Annotated in this window: 13 protein-coding genes and 1 other annotated feature; of the genes, 5 read left to right on the forward strand and 8 right to left on the reverse strand. The window is 48.2% G+C overall.

The features are described 5' to 3' along the window. Positions 1–94: 94 nt before the first annotated feature. Positions 95–1,528, reverse strand: a complete 1,434-nt coding sequence (locus Q0852_RS14040) for a sodium:alanine symporter family protein (RefSeq protein ID WP_299018940.1) — start codon at positions 1,526–1,528, stop codon at positions 95–97. A gap of 670 nt (positions 1,529–2,198) precedes the next feature. Between Q0852_RS14040 and Q0852_RS14045 the strand changes: the two genes are divergently transcribed. Beyond that, positions 2,199–2,378, forward strand: a complete 180-nt coding sequence (locus Q0852_RS14045; RefSeq protein WP_299018942.1) for a DUF3545 family protein — start codon at positions 2,199–2,201, stop codon at positions 2,376–2,378. A gap of 78 nt (positions 2,379–2,456) precedes the next feature. Here the strand turns inward: Q0852_RS14045 and Q0852_RS14050 are convergent, their stop codons facing one another. The 4 genes from Q0852_RS14050 to nfo form a co-directional block, all read right to left on the reverse strand. Continuing rightward, positions 2,457–2,990, reverse strand: coding sequence for a hemerythrin domain-containing protein (locus tag Q0852_RS14050; protein ID WP_299018944.1), 534 nt, complete (start codon positions 2,988–2,990; stop codon positions 2,457–2,459). 115 nt (positions 2,991–3,105) lie between these two features. Continuing rightward, positions 3,106–3,795 carry a uracil-DNA glycosylase gene (ung, locus tag Q0852_RS14055; protein WP_299018945.1) on the reverse strand — a complete coding sequence of 230 codons (690 nt, stop codon included), beginning with the start codon at positions 3,793–3,795 and terminating at the stop codon, positions 3,106–3,108. 118 nt (positions 3,796–3,913) lie between these two features. Continuing rightward, positions 3,914–4,048: a hypothetical protein gene (locus Q0852_RS14060; RefSeq protein ID WP_299018947.1), complete on the reverse strand. Its 135-nt coding sequence runs from the start codon at positions 4,046–4,048 to the stop codon at positions 3,914–3,916. 103 nt (positions 4,049–4,151) lie between these two features. After that, entirely contained in the window at positions 4,152–4,994 is an 843-nt protein-coding gene (gene nfo, locus Q0852_RS14065; RefSeq protein ID WP_299018949.1) for a deoxyribonuclease IV, read from the reverse strand. A 344-nt stretch (positions 4,995–5,338) separates the two neighbouring features. Here nfo and grcA point away from each other — a divergent pair, with 344 nt between their 5' ends. The 3 genes from grcA (at position 5,339) to Q0852_RS14080 (ending at position 8,660) form a co-directional block, all read left to right on the forward strand. Next, entirely contained in the window at positions 5,339–5,716 is a 378-nt protein-coding gene (grcA, locus tag Q0852_RS14070) for an autonomous glycyl radical cofactor GrcA (protein WP_299018951.1), read from the forward strand. Between the two features lie 277 nt (positions 5,717–5,993). Next, entirely contained in the window at positions 5,994–7,172 is a 1,179-nt protein-coding gene (locus Q0852_RS14075) for a dicarboxylate/amino acid:cation symporter (RefSeq protein WP_299018953.1), read from the forward strand. Positions 7,173–7,481: 309 nt separating this feature from the next. Next, positions 7,482–8,660: a dicarboxylate/amino acid:cation symporter gene (locus Q0852_RS14080; protein ID WP_299018955.1), complete on the forward strand. Its 1,179-nt coding sequence runs from the start codon at positions 7,482–7,484 to the stop codon at positions 8,658–8,660. A gap of 83 nt (positions 8,661–8,743) precedes the next feature. Here Q0852_RS14080 and thrC read toward each other — a convergent pair whose 3' ends face one another. The 3 genes from thrC to thrA are packed head-to-tail and all read right to left on the reverse strand — an operon-like array spanning position 8,744 to position 13,451. Then, a complete protein-coding gene (thrC, locus tag Q0852_RS14085) occupies positions 8,744–10,030 on the reverse strand; it encodes a threonine synthase (protein ID WP_299018956.1) in 1,287 nt (428 codons plus the stop codon). Between the two features lie 2 nt (positions 10,031–10,032). Then, positions 10,033–10,989, reverse strand: coding sequence for a homoserine kinase (gene thrB / locus Q0852_RS14090; protein WP_299018958.1), 957 nt, complete (start codon positions 10,987–10,989; stop codon positions 10,033–10,035). Between the two features lie 2 nt (positions 10,990–10,991). Continuing rightward, complete coding sequence (thrA, locus tag Q0852_RS14095; protein ID WP_299018960.1) at positions 10,992–13,451, reverse strand: bifunctional aspartate kinase/homoserine dehydrogenase I; 2,460 nt, start codon at positions 13,449–13,451, stop codon at positions 10,992–10,994. 87 nt (positions 13,452–13,538) lie between these two features. Further along, positions 13,539–13,651 (reverse strand) — a sequence feature (Thr leader region). A 287-nt stretch (positions 13,652–13,938) separates the two neighbouring features. On the opposite strand from thrA, the gene aceK reads away from it, so the two are divergent. Then, entirely contained in the window at positions 13,939–15,654 is a 1,716-nt protein-coding gene (gene aceK / locus Q0852_RS14100; RefSeq protein ID WP_299018962.1) for a bifunctional isocitrate dehydrogenase kinase/phosphatase, read from the forward strand. Positions 15,655–15,732: the final 78 nt, after the last annotated feature.

Here is a 15,732-nt window from a genome sequence, read left to right on the forward strand (position 1 = left end):
CTATTAAGGCTAACTGTTCAAAAGGGTAACACCGATGCAAAAAAAAACCACGCGATTGTCGCGTGGCTTTCGTTATTTATCCGATAGGCAAAACCTATTTCTTGTTTACCGATTGATCCCAAATGCCCTCTTCAAGCTGGGCATGCAACTCTGGGTAATCATTACTGTCGAACGTCGGTACTTTGCCCTGAGCCAGCTGCTTGTTATAGTCTTTGGCCAGCTTCACTACCGTCCCGGACAGCAGCACAATAGCAATCAGGTTAATAATAGCCATCATCCCCATCGAAACATCAGCCATCGCCCAGACAGTCGGCAAATCCGCTACGGCACCAAACATCACCATACCCAGCACCACCACACGGAATACAGCCAGGCCTGCCTTGTGGTTATGCTCAAGGAAGATCAGGTTTGTCTCAGCGTAAGAGTAGTTCGCTACCAATGAAGTAAAGGCAAAGAAGAAAATAGCCACGGCAATAAACACTGAGCCCCAACCACCAACCTGTGAGCTCAGAGCTCGCTGGGTCAGCTCGATACCCGTAATCTCACCGTGCGGCACATACTCGCCCGACATCAGGATAATGGCTACAGTAGCCGAACAGATCACAATCGTATCCATAAATACGCCAAGCATCTGCACATAACCCTGAGAAGCCGGGTGCGGCGGATAAGGTGTCGCCGATGCAGCCGCATTAGGCGCAGAACCCATACCTGCTTCGTTTGAGAACAGGCCGCGTTTCAAACCGTTGATCATGCCCTGTGCAATGGTATAACCCAAAGCACCTGATGCGGCTTCCTCAAGACCAAACGCACTGCGGATAATCATCATCAGCACATCCGGTAGCTTCTCGATATTGGCAAACATAATAAACAGTGCCAGTACCAGGTAGCACAGCGCCATTGCCGGAACCAGGATCTCTGCAGTACGTGCAATCGCACGCAAGCCACCAAAGATAATCACACCGGCCATAACCACCAGCGCAACACCAACATAAGTCGGGTTCCAGCCAAAGGCTACGTTCATCGCCTGGGTAATAGAGTTCGCTTGTACCGAGTTGAAAACCAAGCCGAATGCAATGATCAGAAAGATTGAGAACACCACGCCCATCCAGCGCATGCCCAACCCTTTTTCCATATAGTAAGCAGGGCCACCACGGTAGTTACCGTCATCGTCTCGAGTTTTATATAACTGAGCCAGCGCACTTTCGGCAAATGCCGTTGCCATGCCTAGCATCGCAATCAGCCACATCCAAAAGATTGCACCCGGACCACCCAAGGTCAAGGCAACTGCCACACCGGCCATATTACCGGTACCCACCCGAGCGGCCAGACTTGTACACAAAGCCTGGAATGACGAAATACCTGCCTTGTCTGACTTCCGGCTGTTCTTCATAACACTGAACATGTGGCCGAAATGTCTAAACTGAATAAACCCCAAGCGATAAGTAAAGAAAACACCTACCCCAATTAGGAGATAAATGAGCACAGAGCCCCACAACAGATCGTTCAAAAAATTAATCTGGCTTGACACGTCTCCCCCTGTAAAATCATCAAAACACGGCCCTACCCAGTACCATATTCACCGGTACCGAATATAACCGAAGTAGTAAATTGGGTTGCTTATAAACAACCTTAGTCGTTCTTTTTTATATGGTAAATGACAGGCACAAAACCCTCTTATTCCGAGTGATTTTGCCGTACCTGAAAGCAGTTGATATGTGTTGTGTAACTGCAGATGGCAGATGATCATGCAAAGATATGCGACAAAAATCAATATGCACGCCGCGCATACACAGATACATTCCACACCAACATAAATCAGAAAAAACAGTAGGCAAATGTAAATAATTAACAATTCCATCCAATAAAAACAACACAATCGGACAGCCAACTACTGAAATCTACCCTGAACATCTCCCTCAGCCCCAAATTAGCAGCCAGCAAAACGATACCGTAACTACCAGCCACCCAAAGCGATTTGTCCGCACTGAGTGATTTCTATTGTTTGCCGTTAAGATTCCCCCCTTTAGTCCCATTAAACCAAGGCGAATAACGTCGATTATTTGAACAAGGCTCAATAAATTGTGAGTTCACACACGTCAAATATTCATAAAAAAGCAACAAATGCGAAACACATCAATTTTATTTTTATTGCCGATATGATATTTAACTAGTACCGAAGTGTAAGAAAGAGGTGCTTTATGGACAGTTATGCATTCGATGACATTCTTGCAAATGATACGCCACGTCGGAGTACTCGAAGCAAACCCGTTAAACGTAAATGGCGTGAGATTGAGGCGCTTAAGGACAAGCAAAGACTTCGTAAAGAATTAGAAGACATTGATATGTTCCGTGACTACGACGACGATATTGACTTCTAACCTTTTGACAGCAAATTTGTTCGCCCATCAACAAAAAAGCCGGCATTATTGCCGGCCTTTTTACTTCATCAAATCCAATTATGCTTTCAGGCGTTCAGCCAGATTACGATAACGCTCATCAATTTTGTCACCAAATAAAGGATCACTCTCAGTCTGCTCATATTCAGCAGATATCGCGACCCAGTCTTGAGCGGTAAAAGTATTCCGGATCAAAGGAAGAATGTGCTTTTCTTCAAACTCAAGATGCGCCTTTTGCCGAGTAACGAAAACATTCAGCTTATCCGCAAACACATCCAGCGGGATCACGGCATCCATCAGGATCATATCCACTGCTTCAGAAAACTCCTGGGTCAGTTTAGCTAACTCCTCATGCTCAGCTTCCAGGTTTTGCATTTCACGACTCGTCGCATAATGCGACTGATAATAGTGATACAGCAGATCTTCCTTGGGGTGATGGCAACACTCGGCATATTTTTGCAGATAATCAACGATATCTTTGATCAACCTATAATTAACAGGCCGACCATTACGAATAGCATCCAGCTTTTGTTGCAATACTTTGAGTAGCCGATTGATATAGCCATGTTCGGTATGAATACTCTCCAACATCATAGCCTCGCTCCCAACTTATTCTTCCTTAAACCTTATTTTGAGTGTAATCCGACTCGGGGAAACTCGCCTTGATCCTGATTGTTTACCGCTCAAAACAGTTACAAAACCATCACAATTACGCAAATTGGATACAATCGTCCAACTTCCAATCTATAGTTGGTTTATCCATCTGCTTAAGCAGGGTATTCACCTGAGAAAAATGTTTGCAACCGAAGAATCCGCGGTAGGCTGAAAGCGGTGATGGATGGGCCGACTTAAGAATATGGTGTTTATCACTGTTGATCTTCTTACCTTTCTTCTGGGCATGGGCTCCCCATAACAAAAAGATCACCCCTTCACGGCGCAAGTTCAATGCTTCAATAATCCGATCGGTAAAGGTTTCCCATCCAATCTTGGCATGGGAGTGCGCCTTGCCCTGCTCAACAGTCAGCACAGTATTTAGCAACAGCACACCTTGCTCTGCCCAATGCTGCAAATAGCCATGGTTAGGAATTTCAAATCCCGGAATATCATCGGCAAGCTCTTTATACATATTGACCAGGGAAGGCGGCGTTTTCACACCGGGGCGCACAGAAAAACTCAGGCCATGTGCCTGATCGGGGCCGTGATAAGGATCTTGGCCTAAAATCACCACTTTTACATCTTGAAACGGGGTCGTATCAAAAGCATTAAACACATCGCCTTCAGGCGGATAGATCGCTTTTCCGGCGGCACGTTCAGCAGCAACGAATTGCTCTATGTGTTGAAAATAAGGTTGCTCTTGCTCCTGGCTAATAAGCTGCTGCCAGGTCATCGCTTCACTCATGACTTGCTCCTGATACTCAATTTAGCCGCTTATTCTATTACCGATTCATGCAATTAGGAAACGAGGCCCAAAAGACAGGAGCAAGTCATACTTATAGGGATAAGCTGCACACCACTAACTAATGCTGTTCAGGGTGAGGTAAGCGCTGAACAGGCGTTCGCCAATGTCCTCTCCCCTGAATAGGGCGGTTGGCTTGAGGGTAACGCATACTAAAAGCAAAACCATTACATAGCGTCATCATATCCTGGTTCATAATAAGCTCCTTGCGAACAGCCCGAAGACAGGCAGAGAATGAAGAACACTATAAGCTATGAAAAATTGATGCCATAAAAAAGAAACGCTCAATTGCACCAGTGTCAGGCTACGAACGAGCGCAATTGCTCGATTTCCTGCTGCCAGATATCCGAGTTAATGGTTTCTAATACCAAAGGAATATTGTCGAAACGGCTATCCTGCATTAAATAACGGAAGCAATCCCAGCCGATAGCTCCTTCTCCCAGGCTATGGTGGCGGTCGATCCGACTGCCCAGCCCGCCCTTGGAATCATTCAAATGCATGCCTCGCAAATAATTCATCCCCACAACCTGATCGAACTCTGCAAATGTCGCATCCGTTGCCGCCTCGCCACGCAAATCATAGCCGGCCGCGAAAGTATGACAGGTATCAATACAGACTCCGACTCGTACCTTATCCTCAACCTGCTCTATAATTTCAGCCAGATGCTCAAAGCGCCAGCCAAGATTACTCCCCTGACCAGCCGTATTTTCAATGACAGCCACAACACCGGGTACAGCCTGATGAGCCTGGTTAATTGATTCAGCGATCAATGCCAGGCACTCTCGTTCTGAAATCTTTTTCAGATGACTACCCGGATGGAAGTTCAGTAACGTCAAACCAAGCTGATGACAGCGATGCATCTCATCAATAAACGCATTACGCGACTTCTCCAGCTTTTCCGTTTCCGGCGCACCAAGGTTAATCAGGTAAGAATCATGGGGCAAAATAGCCTCAGGTGAAAAGCCGTATTGCTGACAGCGAGCCTTAAACGCGGTTATGACATCCTCTTCCAGTGGCTTAGCCACCCATTGGCGCTGGTTTTTCGTAAACAGGGCAAACGCATTTGCACCAATCCCAGCCGCATTCACTGGGGCATTGTGCACACCACCTGCTGCGGAAACGTGGGCTCCAATAAGCTTCATTTCAATACCTTCTACTCAAGCGTTATTTTCAAACGTTAGCCACTACAAAATGATCAGATACAGGCCACATTATCACGGTAACTCACGAGGTGACACCGGTAAAAAAGTTGTAATTTTACTACATCTGATCAATTCAACTTTTTTTGAATAAATAAAATATACATTAAATCCCAGTAAATATAAGTGTTAATTGATATAGCTCAAAAAAACAACCTTAGGTGTCTTGAGGTTTTTTGTTGTTATTTGATCTATATCAATACCATTTCCTCGCCAGCCGAGTATATAATACAGTCAGCTCAATACAAAAATTCAAAAATTAACTACATTCTTCGGAGAAGTAAGTCATGATCACAGGTATTCAAATCACTAAAGCAACAAACACTGATCTACTGAATTCTATCTGGCTGCTAGATAGCGAAACAAACGAAGCACGTTGTGTAGCGGCTGCGGCAGGCTTTGAAGCTGATCAGGTTATCCCTGCAGCGGATCTGGGCGAATACGAGAGCCGTGAAGTTGCTATTGAAGCACCGGCAAAAATCGAAGGTGGTCAGCACCTTAACGTTAACGTACTGAAGCGTGAAACACTGGAAGATGCAGCTAAGCACCCAGAGAAGTACCCACAGCTAACGATCCGTGTATCAGGCTACGCTGTACGCTTCAACTCTCTGACAACAGATCAGCAGCGCGACGTAATCGCTCGTACTTTTACAAACAGCCTGTAATCGCTTATTGATATATAGTAAAATAGCTTCGAAAACGGCATCTCTGATGCCGTTTTTTTTTGTAACTCCGCGTTACAAAACACTATTCTCCGCTGTTGTTTAGATTGCAATCAATCTCTGCTGAAAAATAGCCCGGACCCTCTTATATAGATAGTCAGAGGTTTATAAAAAAACACAGATTAGCAGCATTGCCTGTCTGGGGGACTCCCCCAATTATCGACAGGTGATAGCAATTGATGGAGCCATTACAAACACACATCTTCAGGAAACAAACTCAATGAAGTTAATCCTAAAACTCGTTGCCGGCATCATGGCCGGTATCCTGCTCGGATTTTTTGCCCCTGACGCAATAATTCGACTACTGTTGACCGTGAAACTTCTCGGTGGCCAACTGATTGGCTTTACCATCCCATTAATTATTCTGTTCTACATCACCAGTGGTATCGCCAGTCTGTCAAAAGATTCCGGTGCACTACTGGGAAAAACGGTTGCCCTTTCTTACGGCTCAACCGTCGTTGCAGGTAGCCTGGCGTTCATCGTTGCCAGCTTTGTGATTGCCGGCCTGCCCGAGCCTGCTGCCACGGCAACTGAAACAGCAGAGAAACTGACCAGCTATATCACCCTGGAAATCCCGCCTCTATTCGGCGTAATGACTGCACTGGCCACCGCTTTCCTGTTTGGTATGGGGATCAGCGTTACCAACAGCAAGCAGCTAAAAGCCGTTGCTGATGAAGGCCGTGGAGTTATCGACCTACTGTTGTCGAAAGTGATCATTCCAATGCTGCCGTTCTACATTGCCGGTATCTTCGCTGAAATGGCCGCAGAAGGAACCGTCTTCTCGACATTGAAGACCTTTGGTATCGTTATGGCACTGGCGATCACCATGCACTGGGTATGGATCACAATCCAATACACGATAACAGGCCTGGCAACCGGCCAATCACCAATGAAGCTGATCAAGAACATGCTACCGGCCTACTTCACTGCCGTTGGTACTATGTCATCTGCAGCGACAATTCCGGTTACTCTGCGCCAGACTAAAAACAGTGGAGTGGATGAGTCAATTGCCAACTTCACAATTCCACTTTGCGCGACTATCCACCTGTCTGGTTCGACTATCACGCTGGTGACCTGCTCTACAGCAGTTATTGCGCTGACCCAACACGCAGCAATCCCATCGCTAGCCGATATGCTGCCATTCATCATGATGCTGGGCGTCACTATGATTGCTGCACCGGGTGCACCAGGTGGCGGCGTAATGGCGGCTCTTGGTTTGATGGCCTCCATGCTGGGCTTTGGTGAGTCCGAACTTGCGCTGATGATTGCGCTGTATATGGCGCAAGACAGCTTCGGCACTGCATGTAATATTACCGGTGATGGTGCGATCTCACTACTGGTCAACAAATTTGCCAAGAAAAGTGAAACTCCGGTAGCTGAGTTACAGCCAGAAAGCTAATCGGCCTACTTTCAAATCCAAACGGTAGCCAATCTCTGGCTACCGTTTTCTTTTCAAGCTAAAAACCACCTTAAGCTCGCTCCTAAACTGTCCAGCAATCCCGCACAACTTACCCACTTTGTATATATCGCACGCAACCTTTGCTCAAAAACCATACTGATAGATACTTCTCACTTCTGATTAATTTTTAGGCGTAAATTTTATATACAGCGTAGATTATCAGCATTGCCTGCCACTTTTTATCAAAATAATGGCAGACAATTTCGATTTAAAGGAGTCATTCAAACACACGTCTCTGGAGTCTGCTCAATGAAGTTAATCCTAAAGTTAGTCGCCGGTATCTTAGCCGGTATCCTCCTCGGATTTTTTGCACCTGATGCAATAATTCGATTGCTACTTACTGTGAAACTCCTTGGTGGCCAGCTCATTGGCTTCACCATTCCCTTGATTATTCTGTTCTACATCACCAGTGGTATTGCCAGCCTTCCCAAAAACTCAGGTTCACTGCTGGGCAAAACCGTCGCCCTTTCTTATGGTTCAACCATCATTGCCGGTAGCCTGGCGTTTATCGTCGCTAGCTTCGTCATAGCCGGCCTGCCAGAACCTACAGCTGCCAGCGCCGATGCCGCGGAAAAACTCTCCAGCTACATCAAACTTGAAATTCCGCCGCTATTTGGGGTGATGACCGCACTAGCCACCGCCTTCCTGTTCGGCCTCGGGATCAGCATTACCAACAGTACGCAACTTAAAAAAGTCGTGAACGAAGGCCGAAGTGTCATTGACCTGCTGCTATCTAAAGTGATCATCCCACTATTGCCATTCTACATTGCCGGTGTTTTCGCTGAGATGTCAGCGGAAGGAACCGTCTTCTCTACCCTGAAAACCTTTGGTGTCGTACTGGCGCTGGCCATTACTATGCACTGGGCATGGCTCACCATTCAGTACACAATCACAGGGCTGGCAACCGGACAGTCACCAATGAAGCTGCTCAAAAACATGCTACCGGCCTATTTCACCGCCGTGGGTACCATGTCTTCAGCCGCCACCATTCCTGTCACCCTGAAGCAAACCAAAGAAAATGGTGTGGATGAGTCAATCGCCAACTTTACCATTCCACTATGCGCAACTATCCACCTATCAGGTTCTACCATCACGCTGGTCACTTGCTCCACTGCCGTGATGGCCTTGAGTCAGCACATTGCGATCCCATCATTAGTGGACATGCTGCCATTTATTATGATGCTGGGTGTCACCATGATTGCCGCACCGGGTGCGCCGGGCGGTGCTGTTATGGCCGCTCTGGGACTGATGGCCTCCATGCTGGGCTTTGGCGAATCCGAACTGGCACTGATGATTGCCCTGTACCTTGCCCAGGACAGCTTCGGTACAGCTTGTAACATTACCGGTGACGGTGCCATTTCTCTGTGGGTAAACAAGTTCGCCAAGCAAAATGCAGAACCTGTTGCTGAGCCACAGCAAGAAAGCTAATACTAATTTTTCATCAGGCATAAAAAACGGTAGCCAAGAGGCTACCGTTTTTCTTTTTAATCACTAAGAGCTGGACCTAAAGATTAGTCCTGTACGCTATAAAGAACCGCTTTTAACTGCTCAAAGTCATTGTCACGCTCAAGAGACAAAAGCTCCATCGCATTATGCTTCGCCAGCGGTCCTGGAAGGTCGATATCTTTTTCCAGAATTTCATCAACCACTTCCTTAAACTTCGCCGGGTGGGCGGTACAGAGGAACATGCCCGTTTCGCCCGCTTCAAGCTGTTCATTCAGAATACGGTAGGCAACAGCCCCATGTGGCTCGCACAAATACCCCTCAGCATCCATCTCGCGCAAAGTTTCCGCAGACTGTTCATCCGTAACTGCACCATAGCCCAGTTCGCCAAGTCCCCAGCCTTTAAGCTTGCACAGCTCTTCAATTCGCGGCCAGTTGTTTGGCTGACTCACATCCATCGCATTGGAAATCGTCGGGATAGTCGGTTTCGGCTCCCACTCACCACTTTGCAAGTAGCGAGGTACAGTATCGTTAACATTAGTTGCTGCGATGAAGCGTTTCACCGGCAGACCCAGCGACTTCGCCAGCAAACCAGCTGTCAGGTTACCGAAGTTACCGCTCGGCACCGCCACTACCAGATTCTCACGCTCCGCTTTCGACAACTGAGCAACCGCTTCAAAGTAATAACAAATTTGTGCCATCAGACGGCTGATGTTGATTGAGTTTGCCGAATTCAGGCCGACATCTTCACGCAGCTGAGCATCATCAAAAGCCTGCTTGACCAATGCCTGGCAGTCATCAAACGTCCCGTGAACCGCCACGGTGCTGATATTGCCGCCGAGCGTGCAGAACAATTTTTCCTGCAACGGGCTGATCTTGCCTTTCGGATACAGGATCACCACTTTGATGTTGTCCATCCCATGGAAAGCATGGGCAACCGCGGCACCGGTATCACCGGATGTGGCTGTGAGGATAGTGATCTTGCCGTCACCGTCACTGACTGCTGCCAGTGACTGGGCCATGAAACGGCCACCGAAATCTTTGAAAGCCAGCGTCGGCCCGTGGAACAGTTCGAGGGCATAAACACCGTCTTTGACTTTGGCAACCGGTGCCGGGAACTGAAACGCATTCTTCACCATCTGCTCGACTGCGTCAGCCGCAAGTTCCTCACCGATAAATGCCGAGAGAATTTTGCTGCTTCGGCTCACAAAATCCATCTCCAGCAGAGCATCAACATCTCCCAGCTCCGGTAACTCTGACGGAAAAAAAAGTCCCTGGTTACGTCCAAGGCCCTGGCGAACTGCCTGGCCAAACGAAACCTGCTCCTGATGTTCTTTTAGGTTATACAACTTCATTGTTATAGCTCGCTTCCTGTTACTTTCGATCCCTGTCCGTCCAGACGGCAAACGTGGACGAATCCTTCTTCATTCTGAACATAATGTTCTTCGAGCCAACGCGCAATCCGCTTAGCCACTTCTATATCATTGCAGACACTGAACATGGTCGGACCCGATCCTGAGATACCACTGACAAGCGCACCGGCTTCCAGCGCGTACTGGCGTGCATCAGCAAAACCCGATAGCAGTCTTTCACGATAAGGCTCAGCCACCACGTCTTTGATCATTTTAGCTGCCAACTCCGGTTGCTGTGAGTAGCAGGCATGAATAAAGCCCCCCAGATAACGACCATGAGCAATCACATCCTGCCGGCGATACTGGCAAGGCAGAATTGCACGCGCCTCAGCCGTAGGCACCTTAATCCCCGGATAAGCCATCACCCAATACCAGTCATCAAAGCAAGGTACAGACTGGCTGATAATTCCCAGCTCTTCGACCATAAACTGAAGGCCGCCCAAATAACACGGAGCCACATTGTCATAATGCAGGCTACCGGAGATTTCCGCTTCCATTTCGCCCATCAGCGCCAGCAATTCCATTTCATCCAACGGCATATCATGGAAACGGTTCAAGGCATCAAGTGCAGCCACAATTGAGCAGGCACTGGAGCCCAGCCCGGAGCCAATCGGCATATTTTTTTCGAGCGTCATGGCAACCGGCTTAAGCGGAAACTCTTTCTTGTCCAGCTCGCGCCCGAATACCTGCCAGCAACGAAAGACAATGTTCTCCTCCGCCACCTGCGGCAACTTGTCGACAAAATGCCCCACGCAAGACAATGAAAATGGCTGCTCACCTGCTTCAACCTTTACCCTATCCCCCAGCAAAGTACCATCAATCGGGGACACTGCAGCACCCAGTACATCAAACCCGACACTGACATTGCCAATCGATGCTGGCGCATAAACCACAACACTCATCTTTATACTCCTAGCTTCCAGCCTAATGTGCGCATCAAATCCGCAAACACACCTGCGGCAGTCACCTCAGTACCAGCCCCGTAACCACGCAGCACCAGAGGGATTGGTTGGTAATAACGGCTGTAGAATGCCAGGGCATTTTCACCGTCCTTGATTTTGAACATAGGATCATCCTGGTCCACTGCGGCAATCTTCACCGCACACTGACCGTTGTTGATCTCGGCAACATAACGTAATACTTTTCCTTCCTTGGCTGCATCTTCATAAAGCTGACCAAAGTAGGCATCGGCCTCCGGCAGGCTCGCCATGAACTCATCGACCGAGCCGTTGCTGTCAAAGCCCGGCGGCAGCGCCTGCTCGACAACCACATCATCCAGCTCCAGCGGCATTCCCGCTTCACGGGCCAGGATCAGTACCTTGCGCGCCACATCGGTACCGGACAGATCGTCACGCGGATCCGGCTCAGTAAAGCCATTGTTCCTAGCCACCGTTGTCGCCTCACTGAAGCTCATACCTTCATCCAGCTTACCGAAGATATAAGAAAGCGAACCAGACAGGATGCCAGAGAATCGTTCCAGCTCATCACCGGCAGCCATCAGGTTCTGTAAGTTTTCGATAACAGGCAGGCCGGCTCCAACAGTGGTTTCGTACATAAACTTGCGGCGCGTTGAACGGGCAGCCTGACGAAGCTGGTGGTAATACGCCATGCTCGCCGTATTGGCCTTTTTATTCGGAGTAATAACATGAAAACCTGCCGCCAGGTAGTCGGCATACTGCTCAGCAATACCCTGATCGGAAGTACAATCAACAATCACCGGGTTGATAATATGATTACGCTTCACCAGCTGGATCATTCGAGCCAAACTAAGAGGCTCACTAGCCTGTCCCATCTGATCACGCCAGTTATCAAGCGGCAGCCCATTACTATCCAACAGTAGCCCCTTACTGTTCGCCAGGCCACATACCCGGATCACAATACCGCTATCAGACAGCTTTTCCTGCTGGCGACCAATCTGATCCACCAGCTCACCACCAACACCGCCGACACCAATCACAAACACATCAAGCGAGTGCTTACTGTTAAACAGATTTTCATGACAAGCCTTAACAGCCTCAGCTACTTTTTCTTCCGGGATCACCGCAGATATAGCACGTTCAGACGAGCCCTGGGCAATCGCGACCACATTCGCATCAATCTCTGCCAGCGACGTAAAGAAGCGTGATGCCACCCCGCGAGAAGTACGCATTCCGTCTCCGACCAAGGTCACAATAGACAAGTCATCCATGAACTCGACTGGCTCAAGTAAGCCTTCTTTCATCTCCAGCTCAAAGTTATTCTGCAATGCCTGCTGGGCTACCGCTTTATCCTCACTTTCAATACAGAAACTGATGCTGTATTCCGATGATGACTGAGTGATCAGCACAATCGAAACACCGGCAGCAGACATCGCGCCAAAAACCCGCGCAGCCATACCGACCATGCCTTTCATCCCCGGACCGGAAACATTAACCATTGTGAGATCTTTCAGGGTGGTAATCCCTTTGACGGCCAGCTTGTCTTCGCCAGTATCAAGGCCAATCAGAGTGCCAGCCCCCTGCGGGTTAAAGCTATTTTTTATCAGACAAGGAATATGGAACTGGGCTATCGGAGCGATAGTTTTAGGGTGCAAGACTGATGCACCAAAGTAAGAGAGCTCCATCGCCTCCTGGTAGCTCAGAGACTGGAGCAGGCGGGCATCCGGAACCAGGCGAGGATCGCAACTGTAGACACCGTCAACATCCGTCCAGATTTCACAGCACTCCGCACGCAGGCAGGCAGCCAGTACCGCAGCGGAATAATCAGAGCCATTTCGCCCCAGAGTTACCAGTTCCCCCTTCACATTTCCGGCGGTAAACCCCGGCATAATATTGACGTGCCCTTCCGGCAACGGGTTTTCCTTAAAGTTCTGGGTTGAAACTTCAATATCGACATGCGCTTCAAGGTAATCGCCATGTGCCAGTAAGTGCTCGACAGGATCAATCAGGTTGGCAGGTTGTCCCTTCGCTTCCAGCATCGCTTTCATCGCCACGATAGACAGCCGCTCGCCTTTGCTGATCACTTTGGCATAAACATTATCCGGGCATAGCCCCAGCAACTTCATCCCATGAACATACTGGCGCAACTGACCCAGCGAGCTGACAAGCTTGGCATCAAGCAATGCCTTGTCAAACTTTGGTTCCAGCGCCTCAAGGCCCGCAAACAATTCATTGAATACCGCTTCCAAGTCAGCAATCTGCAACTCTGCATCACCGGTTTTTACCGTGCTTTCAATCACCGATACCAATTTATTGGTCACTTTGCCCGGTGCCGATAACACGACAGACACATCCCCCTGCTGGGCGTTATTAGCAATGATATCCGCAGCCCGTGAAAAACGCTCCGCGTCAGCTAATGATGAACCACCAAACTTTAATACTCGCATCCCCTACTCCCGGCTTCCTTTATTCGTTGACTAACAGCCTAGCTGCATCTTTTACACTGGTGTCAGTTCGTTCATTCAAAAAATGGTTAAAAAAAAGCCCGCACGTTTTGAGTGCGGGCTTTTTCTCAAATCTTATGCGTATCAGCCCACCCCAACACGCATAGTGCCGATAATAGTAATGGTGGTGGTAATGCTGATCGCTTTAAACATAGTTGTCTTAAATGTTGCCAATATTTTGTATTAATTAACGTTTACCTGAATACTGCAGAGGAGTCAACAAAGTTTTTTATCTTTTCCGGGTAAGGTGCTAGCAACATGGCGGTAATTTCGCCGCCCCACATACCTAAAAAGCATAAAAAGAAGCAATAGATTGCACAACAGCCCATAGCAATGCATAGTAACTAGAGCGGTGAATAATTAACCAGTCGCCATTCTAAGACGTGGGACGGTGAAAAATATCTATCCTTAGTGTTCGGAGGGATCCCGAATGACAGCAGCAATGGAACAGCTCGTAGCCCATACAATCTTGCAAGGCTTTGATGCCATGTACGGACGTTTTTTGGATGTCACAGCCGGTGCCCAGGAACGCTTTGAAAATAAAGACTGGACCGCCGTTCACTTGGCTCTCAAAAAGCGAATCAACTTTTACGATCACCATGTCGGTTTAGTTACCAGCCAGATCCAAATCATGCTGGGAGAGCGTTTTGCTAACCGGGAATTTCTGATGGCCGTCAAATCGGCCTATATCGACCTCCTCCTGGACTATCCGCGATACGACATCGCAGAAAGCTTTTTCAATTCGGTCTACTGCCGAATCTTTGAGCACCGCAACATTAATCGCGACAAACTGTTTGTCCACAGTTCGCAGGAAGGCCGAATCCCGACCTATCCCACCTCACTTACCCGCACCTATAACACCGGTGCCGGGCTAAAAAGCTTACTGGAACGAGTACTGGACGACACCCCTTTTACATTAAATTGGGAAGATAAAAACCGGGACATTGACCTTCTTGTCCAACGGCTCAGTAACGAGTTGGGCTCATCCCTTGGTAATACACCCACAATCGAAATGATCCGTGAACCCTTCTACCGCAACAAGGCAGCCTACCTGATTGGCCGTATCAGACTCAAAGACAACCGCAGCGCACCGATGGTGCTGCCTGTTCTCAACAACAGTAACAAACAGCTCTATATTGATGCCTGCTTGTGTAATGTCGACGACATCAGCGTTGTATTTGGCTTCGCACGCTCCTACTTTATGGTCTATGCACCCGCACCTGCAGCTCTAGTGCGCTTTTTAGGTGAGTTGATGCCTAACAAGACCAATGCTGAACTCTATACTGCTATCGGTTGCCAGAAGCACGGTAAAACAGAGCTATACCGTGAATTCCTGCGTCATATTGAAAGCTCCGATGATCAGTTTATTTCCGCGCCGGGGATCAAAGGGATGGTGATGTCCGTGTTTACCCTTCCATCCTATGATTTCGTGTTCAAAATCATCAAAGATAAGTTTGCACCGCAAAAAGACATCAGCCACGCCACCGTAAGGGAGAAGTACAAACTGGTTAAAGAGCATGACCGGGTCGGTCGCATGGCTGATACTCAGGAATACCAGAACTTCAGCTTTGACCGTCACCGCTTCAGTGACGAATTGCTCGATGAACTACTTGAAGTTGCCCCCTCCGTAATCAAGGTTAACGACGATCAAATCATCATTAAGCACCTCTATACTGAACGGAGGATGATTCCGTTTAATATCTATATCGAGCAGGCCGAGGACGAAGATCTACGCCATGCCGTTGACGAATACGGCAAAGCCATCAAACAGTTGGCGGCTGCCAATATTTTCCCCGGTGATATGCTGTTTAAAAACTTCGGCGTCACCCGACACAAACGCGTCGTATTCTATGACTACGATGAAATCAGCTACATGACCGAAATGAACTTTCGCAAAATTCCACCACCTCGTTACCCGGAAGACGAAATGGCTGCAGAGCCCTGGTACAGCGTCGGGATCAACGATGTATTCCCTGAAGAATTCAGAACATTCCTGCTGATCAACCCTACCGTAAGAAAACTGTTCAACGAGCTTCACAGTGATTTATTTGAGGCCAGCTACTGGAAGCAGCTACAGCAAAATATTACTAATGGGGTGTATGAAGATGTATACCCTTACCAAAACAAACATCGACTCCGAAAGTAGCCTATCGACAAATATAACAGGGCATTGACGCTGAATATTTTGTTGTATATCTCATTCAATGGCATCGCGCGTATCAAT

It is taken from the genome of uncultured Photobacterium sp. (genome assembly GCF_947502415.1).
Taxonomy (GTDB): Bacteria; Pseudomonadota; Gammaproteobacteria; order Enterobacterales; family Vibrionaceae; genus Photobacterium.